This is a genomic window from Solibacillus sp. FSL R5-0449, assembly GCF_037975215.1.
Taxonomy (GTDB): Bacteria; Bacillota; Bacilli; order Bacillales_A; family Planococcaceae; genus Solibacillus.
Genome location: NZ_CP150239.1, coordinates 2420317 through 2436746, shown reverse-complemented (window position 1 = coordinate 2436746; position 16430 = coordinate 2420317). Strand labels below are relative to the sequence as shown.

At 37.9% G+C, this 16430-nt stretch carries 12 protein-coding genes; all 12 read left to right on the top strand.

The features are described 5' to 3' along the window. Positions 1–229 precede the first annotated feature (229 nt). The 12 genes from hflK (at position 230) to dnaI (ending at position 16302) form a co-directional block, all read left to right on the top strand. Entirely contained in the window at positions 230–1201 is a 972-nt protein-coding gene (gene hflK, locus MKY27_RS12140) for an FtsH protease activity modulator HflK (RefSeq protein ID WP_339172534.1), read from the top strand. Next, positions 1198–2271, top strand: a complete 1074-nt coding sequence (locus tag MKY27_RS12135) for a protease modulator HflC (RefSeq protein WP_339172531.1) — start codon at positions 1198–1200, stop codon at positions 2269–2271. Before hflK ends, MKY27_RS12135 begins: the two co-directional genes overlap by 4 nt. Positions 2272–2588: 317 nt before the next feature. Continuing rightward, positions 2589–3029, top strand: a complete 441-nt coding sequence (locus tag MKY27_RS12130) for a DNA polymerase I (RefSeq protein ID WP_079528387.1) — start codon at positions 2589–2591, stop codon at positions 3027–3029. A 241-nt stretch (positions 3030–3270) separates the two neighbouring features. Further along, positions 3271–4422, top strand: a complete 1152-nt coding sequence (locus MKY27_RS12125) for an ATP-grasp domain-containing protein (RefSeq protein ID WP_339195363.1) — start codon at positions 3271–3273, stop codon at positions 4420–4422. Between the two features lie 57 nt (positions 4423–4479). Further along, positions 4480–6162 carry a methyl-accepting chemotaxis protein gene (locus MKY27_RS12120; protein WP_339195361.1) on the top strand — a complete coding sequence of 561 codons (1683 nt, stop codon included), beginning with the start codon at positions 4480–4482 and terminating at the stop codon, positions 6160–6162. A gap of 379 nt (positions 6163–6541) precedes the next feature. Then, complete coding sequence (gene polA, locus MKY27_RS12115) at positions 6542–9172, top strand: DNA polymerase I (protein WP_339195359.1); 2631 nt, start codon at positions 6542–6544, stop codon at positions 9170–9172. 12 nt (positions 9173–9184) lie between these two features. After that, entirely contained in the window at positions 9185–10057 is an 873-nt protein-coding gene (mutM, locus tag MKY27_RS12110) for a bifunctional DNA-formamidopyrimidine glycosylase/DNA-(apurinic or apyrimidinic site) lyase (RefSeq protein WP_339195357.1), read from the top strand. A gap of 12 nt (positions 10058–10069) precedes the next feature. Further along, positions 10070–10666: a dephospho-CoA kinase gene (gene coaE, locus MKY27_RS12105; RefSeq protein ID WP_339195355.1), complete on the top strand. Its 597-nt coding sequence runs from the start codon at positions 10070–10072 to the stop codon at positions 10664–10666. A 184-nt stretch (positions 10667–10850) separates the two neighbouring features. Then, a complete protein-coding gene (locus MKY27_RS12100; RefSeq protein ID WP_339172515.1) occupies positions 10851–11870 on the top strand; it encodes a glyceraldehyde-3-phosphate dehydrogenase in 1020 nt (339 codons plus the stop codon). A gap of 248 nt (positions 11871–12118) precedes the next feature. After that, positions 12119–12586, top strand: coding sequence for a transcriptional regulator NrdR (gene nrdR, locus MKY27_RS12095; protein ID WP_339172514.1), 468 nt, complete (start codon positions 12119–12121; stop codon positions 12584–12586). 22 nt (positions 12587–12608) lie between these two features. Continuing rightward, entirely contained in the window at positions 12609–15350 is a 2742-nt protein-coding gene (locus MKY27_RS12090) for a DnaD domain protein (RefSeq protein ID WP_339195354.1), read from the top strand. Continuing rightward, positions 15343–16302, top strand: coding sequence for a primosomal protein DnaI (dnaI, locus tag MKY27_RS12085; protein ID WP_339172510.1), 960 nt, complete (start codon positions 15343–15345; stop codon positions 16300–16302). The genes MKY27_RS12090 and dnaI overlap by 8 nt, the downstream gene beginning before the upstream one ends. The last annotated feature ends 128 nt before the right edge of the window (positions 16303–16430 follow it).

Here is a 16430-nt window from a genome sequence, read left to right as displayed (position 1 = left end):
TTAAATTGCAGTGTTATAGTTCTTAATAGAAACCCCCGTTTCTAAAAGAAGGTAATGCTTAGCAAGAAATTAAATATTATATTGAAGAAACTGCGCAAAAAGTAAATAGCTTTCTGCGCAGTTTTTTGTGTTTTAAATTTCTGAAAGCTCATTTTGAAAAAATATGAAACTTTTACAATTCATTACCCGTAGAATAAGGGGAAATTGAAAAGTAAGGAGGCTTTATACGATGAGTGTAAAAAGAACATTAATGTGGGTAGCATTAATTCTATTGGCTGTCGTAGCTATTATTGTTGTGACGACATCCTGGTATACAGTAGATGAATCGGAACAGGCAGTAGTGATAACATTTGGTCAAGCAGATGAGACAATACAAGATTCAGGACTTCATTTTAAATTACCATGGCCAATACAGTCTGTAGAGATTTTATCAAAAGAGACATACAGTTTACAGTTCGGCTATAAGCAAAACCCGGACGGTACGGTGGAAGCATTCGATAAAGAAACAAAAATGATTACAGGTGATGAAAATATTGTTTTAACAGACCTTGTAGTTCAATGGCGTATTGTTGAGCCGAAAAAATATTTATTTAGTTCACAGGAGCCGCGAACGATTTTACATAATGCGACGTCCAGTGCGATTCGTTCAATCATTGGCAGCTCAACAATCGATGAGGCATTAACGGATGGGAAAGCGGATATTGAAGCAGAAACACGTGAATTGCTCGTATCATTAATCGATAAGTACGACATCGGTATTGGGGTTTTAGGAGTAAAGCTTCAAGATGTAGAAGTACCGAATGAAGAAGTACGTGCTGCATTTACGGACGTTACCGATGCACGGGAGACAAAAAATACAAAGATTAACGAAGCGGAAAAATATGAAAACCAGCGTGTAAGTGAAGCGGTTGGTGAAGCAGCGGCGATTCTTTCAAAAGCGGAAGGGGAAAAAGCCTCACGTATCGAGCAAGCGACAGGTGAAGTAGCGCTCTTTAATCAGCTTTATGATGAATACCGCCTGAATAAGGATATTACACGTGAACGATTAGTGCTCGAAACATTGGAGGCAGTTTTACCGAATGCCCAAATTTATATTATGAATGATGACGGCAGTGGTACGATGAAGTACTTACCGATTCAGCCAATGCAAACGACACCTCCTTCTACAGAAGAGAAAAAAGAAGGGAGCAAAAATGAATGAGTAACAACAAAAATAATTTTGACGGCGATTTAGATGAGTTTGTGAAAAAACTGTTCGGCAATAAAAAAGGCTCGAAAGAAGTAAAGGAAGTACCAAAAGCAAACGATCCTGATCAACAAGTAAATAACGGCGAAACTAAAGCAAAAAAAGCACCTACGCCATTAAAGAAAGATAAAAAGCCGGTAAATGTAAAGCAATGGGTATCTTCTGTGATTGTATTAACTGTTGTATTTGCTGCATTAATTATCGTATTTGCGAATCTGTATATTGTAAAAGAAAATGAATATAAAGTAGTTCGCCAGTTCGGGGAAGTAGTGAAGTACGAAAGTAAACCGGGACTTCATATGAAAATTCCGTTCATTCAAAGTGTGACAACTCTTCCAAGCAATTTAATGACACATGATATGACGGAAGAAGAAATCAGTACGAAAGATAAAAAGCGAATTATTATTGATAACTATACGGTTTGGCGTGTAACAGATCCAAAGGCTTTAATTTCAAATGCCGGTCAGTTGCTGAATGCGGAAAGTCGTATGGAGGAGTTCATTTATTCGGCACTTCGTACAGAGTTCGGTCAGACGGAATACGGGGATATTATTAATGAAAAAGATTCAAAACGCGGGAATATTAACGACCGTGTTACACAACGTGTCAATGAGTTAATCGATTCTGCGAATTTCGGTATTGAAGTAATTGATGTACGTATTCGCCGTACGGATTTACCGGAGGAAAACGAGCAGTCTGTTTATACAAGAATGGTTTCGGAACGTCAATCGATTGCGCAAAAGTATCTGTCTGAAGGGGATGCGGAAAAGCGCAGTAAAGAGGCAAAAACAGATCAGGAAGTACAGGTAACACTTGCGAAAGCAAATAAAGAAGCCTCTGTCATCCGTGCAGAAGGTGAAGCACAGGCTGCTCAAATCTATAATGCAGCTTACTCAAAAGATCCGGAATTCTACAGTCTATTCAGAACGTTAGAATCATACAAGAAAACAATCGGTAATGAGACGATGATTATTATTCCGTCAGACTCGCCGTATGCTAAACTGTTATCCGGTCAATTGGATTAAATATAGTAGAGGCTGGGACATAACCCAAAAACGCTATTTTTCTCTGAGAAAAATAGCGTTTTTTTGCTGAGCGTTAAAATTGATCTCCATTCCGGGACGCTTTCCGCGGGCGTGGCCTGAGCCTGTAGTCTCAGGCGTCACGCTATTCCCGCAGGAGTCGCCCTCCATTCCAATCAATTTTGCAATATATCCGTTTCTTAATAAAAAATTTACATTATTTAACTTCATTAAATTTTCAAATTATATTATTGGAAACTATTATTTTACTGTTATACTATAGTATAGTTAGTTCATTCATATAGGGGGAGTGGCGAAGTTTGAGTAAAGTAATACAAAATAGTTTAATAGCATTTATTATGGCAACATCTGTAACGGCGCTTTTTTATCAATCCAATATTAATTTCGTGAAAGTGGAAATTTTTCATATACCAATTTTATTTATTGCTATTTTAGTATTAAGTTTGTTTATCGCAGAAGATGTACGGGATTCGTTCAAGAAAGTACTATGGTTCGAAAAACGTGAAGATAAGCGTCCGATCTGGCAAGTGGGTATTGGTATGATTTTTTACTTCACACAGATTGGATTCGTGGAAGTATTTGCGCGCGGTTTAATGCCATACGATTTAGGCGGCATGCCGATGTATGTGATCATTCCATTTTTAAATGCCTTTTTATTAACGGTTATTTTTGAAGAGATTTTTTATAAAGAAGAAAAAAACAATGTACATGCTGTGAAATTCAAAAATAAAATTAAATAGAGAAATATAGAACGCGCAGGAATTTATCCTGCGCGTTTTTTTTGCATTATAGCAAGAATATTAATGAAAATTGAAAATAAATAGGAAAATTTGAATTAATGTGTATAATATAACAAGTGTAGTATTTTGTGCATATAATCAAATAATTTTTTTAGGGTATAAATGCTTATGTATTCAGAAAAATTAGGTAATAATGCGCTTTGTTTGAATAGTATTCAATACATATAAGGAAGTGAAAATTTTGATTCTATTAGATACAGCTTATGTTTCACCGCTTTTAGCAGAAACATTGATTGAAAAAAAGGTAATGGTTTTGGATATTCAACAACAGTTGATTCTAAATTACAAATCACAAGCTGAGCAAAATCTTGAGAAAGTATTTCAACAAGAGGATTTAATTATCATGAATTCCGAAGAAGCTGTTCAGATTCTAAATGAATATTATGCAGAATCGCATGTAACAAAAACAGTGAATTTATTTAAAAACAAATTTGCATTCAGAAAGCGTTTAGCTGAGAGTTATCCTGATTTCTTCTTTTTAGAAACTACGCTAGGTGAATTAGGGCAACTTGACCTATCCTCACTACCTTATCCGATCATCTTTAAGCCAACTGTCGGATATTCAAGTGTTGGGGTTTACCGAGTAGAGAATGCACAAGAATTCCAAAGGATAATCGAGACGATGGAGTGGAGTGAAAACGATTCAAAGGATGTTTTGGTTAGCGATTCCTTTATCATTGAAAGTTATATTGAGGGGCAGGAATTTGCAATCGATCTATTCTTTGATGAAAACAATGAACCGGTTGTGCTGAATTTATTTGCGCGTATGTTCAAAGACGAAAAAGATATGAGTGATCGAATTTATTATACGAGCAAGCAAGTGCTGCAAAATTACTTAGCTCCGATTACCGAGTATCTCCAAGGACTTGGGGAAATCTTCAATTTACGCAAAATGCCGCTACACATAGAACTGCGCATGGATGATGAAGGAACAATCGTCCCGATTGAAGTGAATCCATTACGCTTTGCAGGAGCAGGTACGACAGAATTGGGGAGTTTCGCATATGGGGTTAACTCGTACGACTATTTTTTCGAACAGAAAAAACCGGATTGGGCTGACTTAATCAATGCAATGGACAATCGAATTTATAGTTTTACTTGTGCCGAGTTTGAAGGTGAGATAAAGGTTGATGATGAGTTTGTAATACACCATGAATTATTGCAACAACAATTCCACCATATTTTAGAATATCGTCATATTCCGCATGGGCAGGGTGCAACGTTTGCTGTTATTTTCTTTAGCAGTGAATCCCTGGCACAAAATGACCATATTTTAACGCTGGACTTTATGGAGTTTGTAGAAAAAAAAGAATATTTGCATGTAAATAACTAAATTTGGGGGGGACGCTTGGTGGAAACAATTTAATTTTTGTTTTCAAGAGCAATTTAAATGTTAAAGAAATTTAATTCAGTAAAAACTAGGATTTTATTAGGAATTTTAGTACCGATTATTTTATTAAGTATAGTTTTTAGTTCAATTTTATTTTTAGTTTCGAGCAACTTGATTAATAACCAGATCATTCCGCAGCATAACCAAAATTTATTGATGAGTATGGATAAATTCAATACGCTTTTTGATTCAAACTTAGTAAATGATGCTAAGAAAAACAAGGCTTCATATGAAAAATTACAGGAAGTCACAACCGATTTTCAAAATGAGTTTGATTTGGAAAATGCCTACATTATGAGTAAAGTCGATGGAGAAGAAGTTATTTTAGTATTGGGGAATTCGGATGATTACCTGACACCGCTTGCTTTTACAGAAGACCAGACAGCGGCACTCTCCACAACGGACATAGTGGCGAGCGATATTTATGAAGATGATTATGGAAAACATCAATCAACCTTCCTTCAAATTCCGGGGACGGATTCTGTTCTAGGATTGGATGCCGATGCGGATTTTATTGATGAATTGAATCGATTGTTAATTACAATTATTGTAGCTTCCCTGCTTGTTGCATTGATTATTGGATCAATTATAGCGGTGATCGTATCCAGAAAAATCGTGAATCCTTTAAATCAGCTTTTAAACCATACTGAAATTGTGGCACAGGGTGATTTATCAAAACAATTGGAAGTTTCCAGTCATGACGAAATTGGGCATTTAACATCTAGCTTCTCAGATATGCAATCCCAATTGAGTGAGACGATCTATCATGTAAACGACACATCCGAGCATGTTGAGGAAAGCTCTTCGATATTAAAAGAAACAATCGAACAGTTAACCATTACATCGAATCAGGTGTCGGGCGCAATTCAGGAAATTGCTTCAAGCACTGAGATGATTACAGAAGGTGCTGTACAGAACCGGGAGGCAGTGGAACAGATCGCATTCAAAATTGCAGAAATCTCTAATGTTACTAAATTAGTAGCACAAGAGGCGATCGATACCAATAATGTCGCAACAGAAGGAAAAGAAGTTATTCATAAATCTGTTGCAGGAATCGAAACAATCAATGAAACAGCGAAAATGTCATTATTGAAAACAGAGCAAATGAATAGCCGTTCTTTAGAAGTTGGTCAAATCACGAAAATTATTTCAAGTATTTCAGATCAGATCAACCTACTTGCTTTAAATGCGGCAATCGAAGCGGCAAGAGCAGGGGAATACGGGAAAGGATTCGCAGTAGTAGCGGATGAGGTTCGTTCATTGGCAGAACAATCGGCGAATTCGGCGAGCGATATTACGACATTAATTAATGAAATGCAAAAAGATTCAAATGAATCTGTTGTTGCCATTAATAGTGTAGTAACTAAAATCGAGCAGGAAAGCGCGACGATCTATTCGGCTGTTGAAACATTTAATACAATTTCCAAATTAGTGGATAATATGAAAAATGAAATTCAAAATGTAACAGATGCATTCCAAGGCATTGTAACGGACTCTAATCAAGTACTTGAAACAACGGACGTAACCGTTCAGTCATTGGAACAATCCAATGAGCATTCTCAAAGCATTGCTGCATCAATAGAAGAACAGACAGCATCGACTGAAGAAATGCTTAGCATTGCACATGAATTGAATGAAATGATTATTAAGTTAAAAGGACAAATTAATCACTTCAAAATATAAAGATATTCTTTAGTTGTTTAAATAACTTCTAAACTAAATGAACTTAATTCAATGATGGAAAAATCCGGATTATGCGATAATGCATTGATCTGGATTTTTTCTTTATCTTTATGTCCAGCTTATTTGTGGCGAATAAGAATTTTATTGGAGAAGAATTTGCGTTAATGTTGGCAATTCAATGCAATAATCGCTAAAGTAGAAAGAGAACATACAATCGTAACGTAACCTCTTCCGGTGCGTTTTGAACACATGCCAAATGTTGCTGCATCCAGGTGGAGCAACACATTCGGTAATCGGATGACTGATTGGCGTCCTGTGAATTTGACTCGAATCCGGGCCTAATCACATCGAGGTGAAATTGATTAATGGAGGAACTTGCATGACAAAACAAAAATTGCTTTTATTAGATGGAAACTCATTAGCATACCGTGCCTTTTTTGCATTACCGCTGCTGACGAATGACAGTGGTATTCATACAAATGCAACTTACGGATTTACAACAATGCTGCAAAAAATTATCGGTGAGGAAAATCCGACACAAATGCTAGTTGCGTTTGATGCCGGAAAAACGACTTTTCGCCATGAATCATTTGGTGAATATAAAGGTGGACGTCAAAAAACACCGCCTGAGCTTTCCGAACAATTCCCTTATATTCGTAAGCTGATCGATGCATATAAGATTAAACGCTATGAACTGGAAATGTACGAAGCGGATGATATTATCGGAACGTTGGCGAAACAGGCTGCCGGACAAGGAATCGAAGTTATCGTTGTTTCAGGAGATAAAGATTTAACGCAGCTCGCAACAGAGGATGTTACTGTATATATTACACGTAAAGGGATTACCGATATTGAAAAATATACACCGGCCCATATTGAAGAAAAGTACGGACTGACACCGGAGCAAATTATCGATATGAAAGGGCTTATGGGCGATCAATCGGATAATATTCCGGGAGTTCCGGGCGTTGGTGAAAAAACAGCGATTAAATTATTGAAGGAACACGGTACGATTGAGAAACTATATGAAGCGATGGATTCATTGAAAGCATCGAAAATGAAAGAAAAGCTGGTAGATAATGAAGAAATGGCACACTTGTCTAAAAAGCTTGCGACTATTCATACAGATGCCCCGATTACCATTACACTCGATGATTTAGCGTATTCAGGTCCGGATGAGGAAGCGCTTCTTGATGTATGGCAGGAGCTTGGGTTTAAATCTTTAATCGAAAAAAGTGATTTTGAAGCAGTAGAAACAGAACAAGCTGAACTCGTATTTGAAAATGTGGAGCATATTACGGCTGACATGCTTAAAGATACGATGGCTATACATCTGGAGCTGGAAAATGAACATTACCATAGCTGTAATGCCCTCGGTTTAGCATTAACTGATGGGGAACGTACTGTTTATACAGCAATTGATCATGTTGTTGATAATGCGGAGTTAAAAACATGGTTGGAAGATGAAACAAAGAAAAAGTATGTGGCTGACAGTAAAGCGACACAAGCGATGCTCCATCGTTTAGGAATTGAACTAAAAGGAGTAGAGTTCGATTTATTGTTAGCTTCGTATATTGTAAAGCCGTCGATTTCAGGTGATGATGTTGCAACACTTGCAAAAGAATTCGGTTATCATGATGTACAAGCCAATGAAACGGTGTATGGAAAAGGGGCAAAGTGGATCGTTCCTGGTGCAGATCATGTAGCAGAGCATGTAAGCCGAAAAGCCGTAGCGGTATGGAAATTGCAGCCGGTTTTAGAGAAAACATTGAAAGAAAACGAACAGTTTGAATTATATAAAGAACTGGAGCTTCCGCTTGCACATATTTTAGGGAAAATGGAGAGCGAAGGGATAACAGTCAATATCGATACATTGCGACAAATGGGCGATGAACTGAAGGCAAAACTTGAAGTGATGGAAGCGACAATTTATGATTTGGCAGGCGAGAAGTTTAATATCAATTCGCCGAAGCAGCTAGGGGTTATTTTATTTGATAAACTGGGCTTACCAGTCATCAAAAAGACGAAAACAGGTTATTCAACAGCGGCCGATGTGCTGGAAAAGCTGCAGTCCGAGCATGATGTTGTCAAGCATATTCTGGAATACCGGACACTTGCAAAACTGAAGTCTACTTATATTGAAGGGTTGATGAAAGAGGTTCATGAAGCGGATTCCAAAGTGCATACACGTTTCCAGCAGGCATTAACTTCAACGGGACGTTTAAGCTCAACAAACCCGAATTTACAAAACATCCCGATTCGTTTGGAAGAAGGACGCAAAATCCGAAAAGCATTTGTTCCATCGAAAAAAGACTGGATTTTGTTTGCAGCAGACTATTCTCAGATCGAGCTGCGCGTACTGGCTCATATGTGCGGTGATGATGCGCTTGTGGAGGCATTCCAGCAAGGAATGGACATCCATACACGTACGGCAATGGATGTGTTTAATCTTGAAAATCCGGATGATGTGACAAGCCTAATGCGCCGCACAGCAAAAGCTGTAAACTTTGGTATCGTCTACGGGATTAGTGATTACGGCTTATCACAAAGCCTTGATATTACACGTAAAGAAGCTGGGATTTTTATCGAAAACTATTTGCAAAGCTTCCCGGGTGTAAAAAACTATATGGACACAAGTATTGAAGAAGCGAAGAAAGCAGGCTTCGTTACAACAATTTTAAATCGACGCCGCTACTTGCCGGACATCACAAGTTCGAACTTCAACTTAAGAAGTTTTGCGGAACGTACTGCGATGAACACACCGATCCAGGGAAGTGCAGCGGATATTATTAAAAAAGCAATGATTGATATGAATGCCCGACTTGAACAAGAAGGGCTACAGTCGAAGCTCTTACTACAAGTACACGATGAGCTTATTTTTGAAGCGCCAAAAGAAGAAGTTGAAATTTTAGAACGTATCGTACCAGAAGTGATGGAAAATGCAATTAAGTTAAGTGTGCCGTTAAAAGTGGAGTTTTCATATGGTCCTACATGGTACGATGCGAAGTAAGGAGTACCATTTATGCCGGAATTACCAGAAGTAGAAGGGGTCGTACGTGATTTGCGGCCAATCGTAGAAGGGAAGACGATCGAATCTGTCTCTTTATCGGATGTCGTTTATACTTCGCATGAAGCAGGCAAACAGGCGATTGTAAAAAATGCAAAGCCTACTCAATTTGAATTATTAGTACGGGATATGACAATCGATAAATTGGAACGCAGATCGAAATATATATTTTTTCATCTTGAGAAAAATGATGAACGTTTTATATTGGTGAATCATTTAGGGATGAGTGGAGCCTGGTTTATAGTAAATGATGTGCTGGAGATTGCGGAAGAAAAGTTCCGGAAGCATATTCATGCGATATTTACATTGGCAAGCGGAGAATTGCTTGTGTATGCGGATATTCGCCGTTTTGGGGAACTGCGTTTTATTAAAGAGATTGCTGATCATCCGCCATTGCTAAAAATGGCGCCTGAGCCTTTTGATGAGATCGCCTGTGATTTTTTCCTCATGCAAAGTGAAAAACCAAAATTCGCAAAAAAACCGATTAAAGAAGTCATCATGGATGGTCAGGTGATTTCCGGTTGCGGCAATATTTATGCAACCGAAGCCTTGTTCAAAATGCTTATTCATCCGGGGAAAACAACGAGTGAATTAAGTCGTGAGCAAAAGACGATGCTCTTTCACGTCATTTGTGATGTATTGCAGGAAAGCATTGATTCGGGCGGATCGACAATTTCAGATTACCGCAGTATTAACGGCGGTGCGGGAACAATGCAGCACCGACTGAAAATGTATGGGAAAAAACAATGTGTTGTATGTGAAACAAATACAGAGTCGCTCGTCATCGCGGGCAGAACATCAACATATTGTCCGCAATGTCAAAAGTAAAGGGGAATTGCAGTGATTATTGGATTAACAGGTAGTATTGCCAGCGGAAAAAGTACCGTTGCAAAGATGATTGAGTCATACGGATTGCCGATCGTTGATGCCGATGTAGTCGCACGACAAGTAGTCGAGCCTGGTACACCGACATTAAAAAAGATTGCAGAAGCATTCGGACCGGAAGTCATTGCACAAGATGGTTCAATGGACCGTGTGAAAGTCGGGAGTATGATTTTTCATAATGAAGAAATGCGGAAAACGTTAAACAATATCATCCATCCGGCTATTCGTGAAGAAATGCTGCGTCAGCGTGATGAATTTATCTCGTTCGGCGAAAAAAATATTTTCATGGATATTCCGCTGCTATTCGAAAGCAAGCTGGAACATTTCGTGGAAAAAATTATTGTCGTTTCTGTAAAGAAAGAGGTACAGCTCCAGCGCTTGATGGAACGAAACGGTTTTTCGGAAGAAGAGGCGAGTGCCCGAATTTCGACACAGATTCCAGTCAAAGAAAAAGAACAGTTAGCTGATGCGGTTATTCATAACAATGGAACGCTGGAAGATACAGCGATTCAGCTTCAAAATATTTTGTATGAGTGGAATGTATTGAAGTAAAATAATACCTCAACCAATTTAATTAAAAAGTTGGTTGAGGTTTTTATTTTAAGGGTATGTATTATCTGAAAATAACAAATTTAATTAAGTGGATTAAATATGTTCAACTTTTTATAATATGTGTTATACTAATCAACGAATAAATAAAACGAATGAATCGTACTTTTAGGAGGATTTAAATAATATGACAGTTTCTATTGCAATTAATGGTTTTGGCCGCATTGGTCGTATGGTGTTCCGACAAGCAATGATGCGCGGTGACGTGAATATCGTAGCAGTGAACGCAAGCTATCCATCTGAAACGTTAGCACATTTAATTAAGTATGACACAAATCATGGTGTTTTCCCGGGAACTGTTGAAGCAGTCGAAGGTGCTTTAATTGTAAATGGCAAACGTGTTGAATTAGTTAGTGAACGTGATCCGTTAAAATTACCATGGGCTCAAATGGGTGTCGATATCGTTATTGAAGCAACTGGTAAATTTAATGACCGTGAAAAAGCAGCAAAACATATTGAAGCTGGCGCGAAAAAAGTTATTTTAACTGCTCCTGGTAAAAATGAAGATATTACGGTTGTTTTAGGTGTAAATGATGATAAATTGGATTTAACAAAGCATGATGTCATCTCAAACGCATCTTGTACAACAAACTGTTTAGCTCCTGTAGCTAAAGTATTAAACGATGAGTTCGGTATTGTAAACGGTTTAATGACAACGGTTCATGCTTATACAAACGATCAAAACAATATCGATAATCCACATAAAGATTTACGTCGTGCACGTAACTGTGGATCATCAATTATCCCGACTTCAACTGGTGCTGCAAAAGCATTGCGTCTTGTATTACCGGAATTGGACGGGAAAATCCATGGTATGGCATTACGTGTGCCAACACCAAACGTTTCTTTAGTTGATTTAGTAGTAGATGTAGAAAAAGACGTGACGGTAGAAGAAGTAAATGCGGCATTTAAAGCGGCAGCTGAAGGCAAAATGAACGGCATTTTAAACTTCTCTATGGAGCCATTAGTATCGTCTGACTACAATACAACAACATACTCTTCTACTGTAGACGGTTTAACTACAATCGTATTAGGTGACCGTAAAGTAAAAGTGATCGCTTGGTATGATAATGAGTGGGGTTACTCTGCTCGCGTAGTAGACTTAACAAAGAAAATTGCAAATGAATTAGCAGCAGTAAACGCATAATCGATTGCTGCATTAAGAGTCATTGATCCCTTCATAAAGGCACTGACACGAGTTATAATGACAGAGAGAAGACCTTTTGCAGAAAGTAAATCATTTTTGCAAAAGGCTTTTTCTATTGTGTGAAGCCACGATGCACTATATAATTGAATGACTTTCCATTGGAAAATTTCAACGCGCGTGAAGCACTATTTCAAGCGCGTTGTTTTTGTTATAATAGAATTAAACTAACTTTTAGGAGAAATTATTATATGAGATGTCCAGCTTGTCAATACAACGGGACACGCGTTGTAGACTCAAGACCTGTTGATGATAATAAAGAAATTCGAAGACGTCGTGAATGTGAATCATGCGCCTTTCGCTTTACGACATTTGAAAAAATTGAAGAAACCCCGTTAATCGTTGTGAAAAAAGAAGGTTCACGCGAGGAGTTCAGCCGCGAAAAAGTATTGCGTGGTCTTATACGCGCGTGTGAAAAACGGCCGGTTGCATTAGAACAATTAGAAGAGATTGTTTTATCGATTGAAAAAGAATTGCGCCGATTAGGCAATGCGGAAGTACGTTCGGAAGATGTCGGGGAAATGGTAATGGACCGACTAGCGAAAATTGATGAAGTAGCCTATGTACGCTTCGCATCTGTTTACCGCCAATTTAAGGATATTACGGTATTTATAGAGGAACTGAAAGAAATCATGACCCGTCAGTCAAATAACAAATAAGTGTTAGGAGGGATAAATGGTAATGATGAATCAGCTAAATCCATATGACCATTGTGAAATTCATTGCCCTCAAACTATCACTAGTGAGCATCAGCTTGCATTACAATTATGCTATCAGCCGATTATCGGTGTTGAAGCTACTGCACTATATTTAAAGTTATGGGTTGAAACACAACAACATGAAAAGGCAACTTGTTTTCATAGCAACCTGCTCGATTCATTAAGTTTTAAACCGAAGCAATTACTAGAGGCAAGAATAATATTAGAAGCAATTGGTTTAGTGAAGTCCTTTGAGAAGATGATGGATTCATATAAATCGATGAAGTATATTTTATATCCGCCATTAACTGGCCATGACTTCTTTGACGATTCCATTCTTTCTGTAGCACTTTTACGTAAAATCGGCCGCGAACAGTATGAATCATTACGAAATAAATTAGCGAAGCATGATATTTCCTTACAAGGGTACAAAGATGTAACATGCAGCTTTAATGATGCATTTGTTGCGATAACGGAATCTGAGCTAAAGCAAGTAATGCAGGAAAATACGGGTTCTGTTAATGAACGTTCAAAAATGTCGTACCCGTTTGAGTATGACTTATTTGATTTTAAGAGCTTCATGATGGGCATGAGCCAAAATTTAATCCCGAGTAGATTATTCACGCTCGATATAAAGATTGCCATTGCTAAATTAGCGTTTATGTATAATTTCTCAGTGACGGATATGCAAAGAATCGTCTTACTGGCATGGGATACAGATGAAGGACTTACGAAAAAAGAGCTTGAAAAACGCTGTGAGGAATATTACCAGCTGAACGTTGGTGTGGCGAAACCAAAGCTGATCAAAAAACAGGACATTTTCCGTTCGGTGGAAGTAATCAACACTGCTCCAGCAAAAGCACCGCAAAATATTAATGATAAAGAAGGTTTAATCGAGTATTTGGAAAAAACCTCACCGATTGAAGTTTTCCAAAAATTTAACGGTTATTTGCCGCCGGAATCCGTTGTAATGGAATTTAATCATTTCATTAGAAAGGGCGTTTCTTACGGTACCTTGAATGTTTTGATCCATTATATTTCAATGAATGACGAACTAAATTACAATAAGAACTTTATGAAGGTAGTCATGAATAACTGGCTGAAAAAAGGTGCGAAAACAGCTGAAAATACGATGGAAATTGCAAAAGTTGAACATAGCTACCGTGATCGTAAATCGAAAAACCTATCGCAAATTACGGTTACGAAAAACGATTTAAATAAAACGGAAGAAAATAATAACTCGAAAACCGATTCTCCTGATTCAGCGCTAGTCGATTATAAAAATTCTACACCTTATCAGTATTTGCTGATTTTGACTCATGGTGAAGAACCATTTTCAGGGCATATAAAAATAGCAGAATCGCTTTACAGTTCTTATGATATCCCGATAGAAGTGGGAAACGTCATCATTCGTCATGTGTGGGACTCGACAAAAGGCAACTTGCCGGAATCATTTGTTGAAGCTTTGGCATCTGAAATCCGGTACAATCAGATTAAGACAGCCGAGCAAGCACTGGACTATATTGAAAAGAGAAATGAACGCAACCTTATTAAAGTGACAGAAGATTATTTAACAGTAGATGACCAGTCAATTCACTATGATAAAACGGTTCCTTATTATTTCCTGAAGTCACTGTATAAAGGAAAAAAACCGGTGAAGTTTATTGTCGATTTAGCCGAAGAACTCGTATTGCAGCAAGGCCTTTCGGTAGGTGCAGTCAATGTGCTGATGGAATATGCCTATAATGAGAGCAATGGGAAACTGACGAAAAACTTTGTGCAGTCTATCGCCGGAAATTGGATGTTAAACCCGCCGGCCAATGCATTGGAAGCGCTTCGTATTGTAGAAGAAAGCGATGGAACTCAACTCAAAGCATCAAAAATTACGATGGATACTCCGCTTGCCTTTAAAGTTACCGTTAAGGATATGTCAAAATGGATTCCGGCTTTCGATGAAACGTTGCCGTATGATTTCATGAAAAATTTGCTTAACGGAAAAGAACCGGTTGAAATGTTAGTGAAGCAAGTGGATGATCTTGTTTTAAAACACGGTATAAAAGTCGGTGTTGTCAACGCCATTCTAGAATTTATATTAACGAATAAAACGAGCCGTTTCGGACGTAACCAAATTCAGACACTTGCTTTGAATATGCAGCTGAAAGACATCTTGTTGGCTAAAGACGCACTTGCTTACATCGAAACGAATTATAAAGAAAATAAAGTAGACGTGAAAATTACCGAGCAGGATTTACCGAAATATTATCCTCAGGATTATGTGTTTACACCGGAATTGGCCCGCTATGAAAAAGCGACGCCATATGCATTTACAAAAGAATTAAACGATGGTCATGAGCCATTTGCATATGTTGTCTCAACAGCGGAAAAATTGATTTTGCATTACAAGATGATTCCGGCTGTCGTCAATTACATGCTCGAATATGTAATGGAAAAAACAGAAGGTGCATTGCCTGAAAAATATATTAACAGTGTCGCAAATACTTGGCGCAACAATAAAATTCAGACGATAAAACATGCAAAAGTTTATATTGAAATGCAAGAGAAGAAAAACAAACAGCGCGGGGCAAGAAAAGTTGGCGTAGTTCCGGATTGGTTTAAAGAAAAAGATCAGGAATCGATGCAACCAGCTAATTCCGGCACTACTCAAAACCAGATTGATTTTGAAGAGCAGCGCAAAAAATTATTAGAGCAACTAAATAGTGATTAAAAAGCAGGTGAGTACAATCGAACCAATAAAAGATTCGCTCAATAAAATAAATATCCCATCTTTTGAGCAAAAATATAATGAATTAAAAAACCGTGTCCTTTCACACCCAAGTGTAAAACAGTTTATGGAAGACCATAATATGACGGAAAACTCGGCTGTTATTCAATATGGCATGACAACTCTTTTTGAATTTGTGGAACAAAAACACACTTGCTGTGGAGCAGGTTCTACCGCGCAATGCCAAAATTTCTATAAAGGCCATGTTCCGCAATTAATGCTTTCGAATGGTCAGATTAATATCATTTACAAAAAGTGCGAACAAATGCTTAAAGAAGATGACCAGCGTGAACTGGCTTCCATGATGAAGACGATGTATATGCCGAAAGATGTCCTAAAGGCAGACTTTAATGAAATGGATATGAACGATAACTCCCGCATGGCAGCGACCCAGTTTATGGTTGAGTTTAGAAAGCAATACCGCGAGACGAAGGAGCTTCCTGCAAAAGGGCTGTATTTATACGGAACATTTGGTGTTGGGAAAACCTATATTTTAGGTGCGATTGCAAATGCTTTATCGAAAGAACGTATTCAAACGTTATTAGTATATATGCCGGAATTCATCCGTGAATTAAAGTCGTCGGTAACAGAAGGATCGATTGAACAAAAAATCGACTTTGTAAAAAAAGTGCCGGTATTAATGCTTGATGATGTTGGCTCTGAGCCGATTTCTACATGGACAAGAGATGAAATTATCGGATCGATCCTGCATTACCGTATGGCAGAAAAATTGCCGACATTTATCTCTTCAAATTTCAATTACAAACAGTTGGAAGAACAATGGTCCGTAACAGAACACGGGGCAATAGATGAAATGAAATCGGGCCGTATTTTACAACGGGTCCAAGCATTAACAACACCGCTTGAGATTACCGGAACAAACCGCAGAAAATAAAATATTAAAAGTTTTATTTTTCAATATTGCTTTTCTCCAAAATCGAGCGTATACTTTGTACGTAAATAAACAATAAATGCATTGAAAAGGACAACAAGTTTAACGAACTGGCTTTTAGAGAGGGAAGA

Bases quoted from the DNA above. Each gene is read 5' to 3' on its own strand.
- polA (WP_339195359.1), top strand. From the start codon at position 6,542: ATGACAAAACAAAAATTGCTTTTATTAGATGGAAACTCATTAGCATAC.
- MKY27_RS12120 (WP_339195361.1), top strand. From the start codon at position 4,480: ATGTTAAAGAAATTTAATTCAGTAAAAACTAGGATTTTATTAGGAATT.
- nrdR (WP_339172514.1), top strand. From the start codon at position 12,119: ATGAGATGTCCAGCTTGTCAATACAACGGGACACGCGTTGTAGACTCA.
- MKY27_RS12135 (WP_339172531.1), top strand. From the start codon at position 1,198: ATGAGTAACAACAAAAATAATTTTGACGGCGATTTAGATGAGTTTGTG.
- hflK (WP_339172534.1), top strand. From the start codon at position 230: ATGAGTGTAAAAAGAACATTAATGTGGGTAGCATTAATTCTATTGGCT.
- mutM (WP_339195357.1), top strand. From the start codon at position 9,185: ATGCCGGAATTACCAGAAGTAGAAGGGGTCGTACGTGATTTGCGGCCA.
- MKY27_RS12090 (WP_339195354.1), top strand. From the start codon at position 12,609: ATGATGAATCAGCTAAATCCATATGACCATTGTGAAATTCATTGCCCT.
- MKY27_RS12100 (WP_339172515.1), top strand. From the start codon at position 10,851: ATGACAGTTTCTATTGCAATTAATGGTTTTGGCCGCATTGGTCGTATG.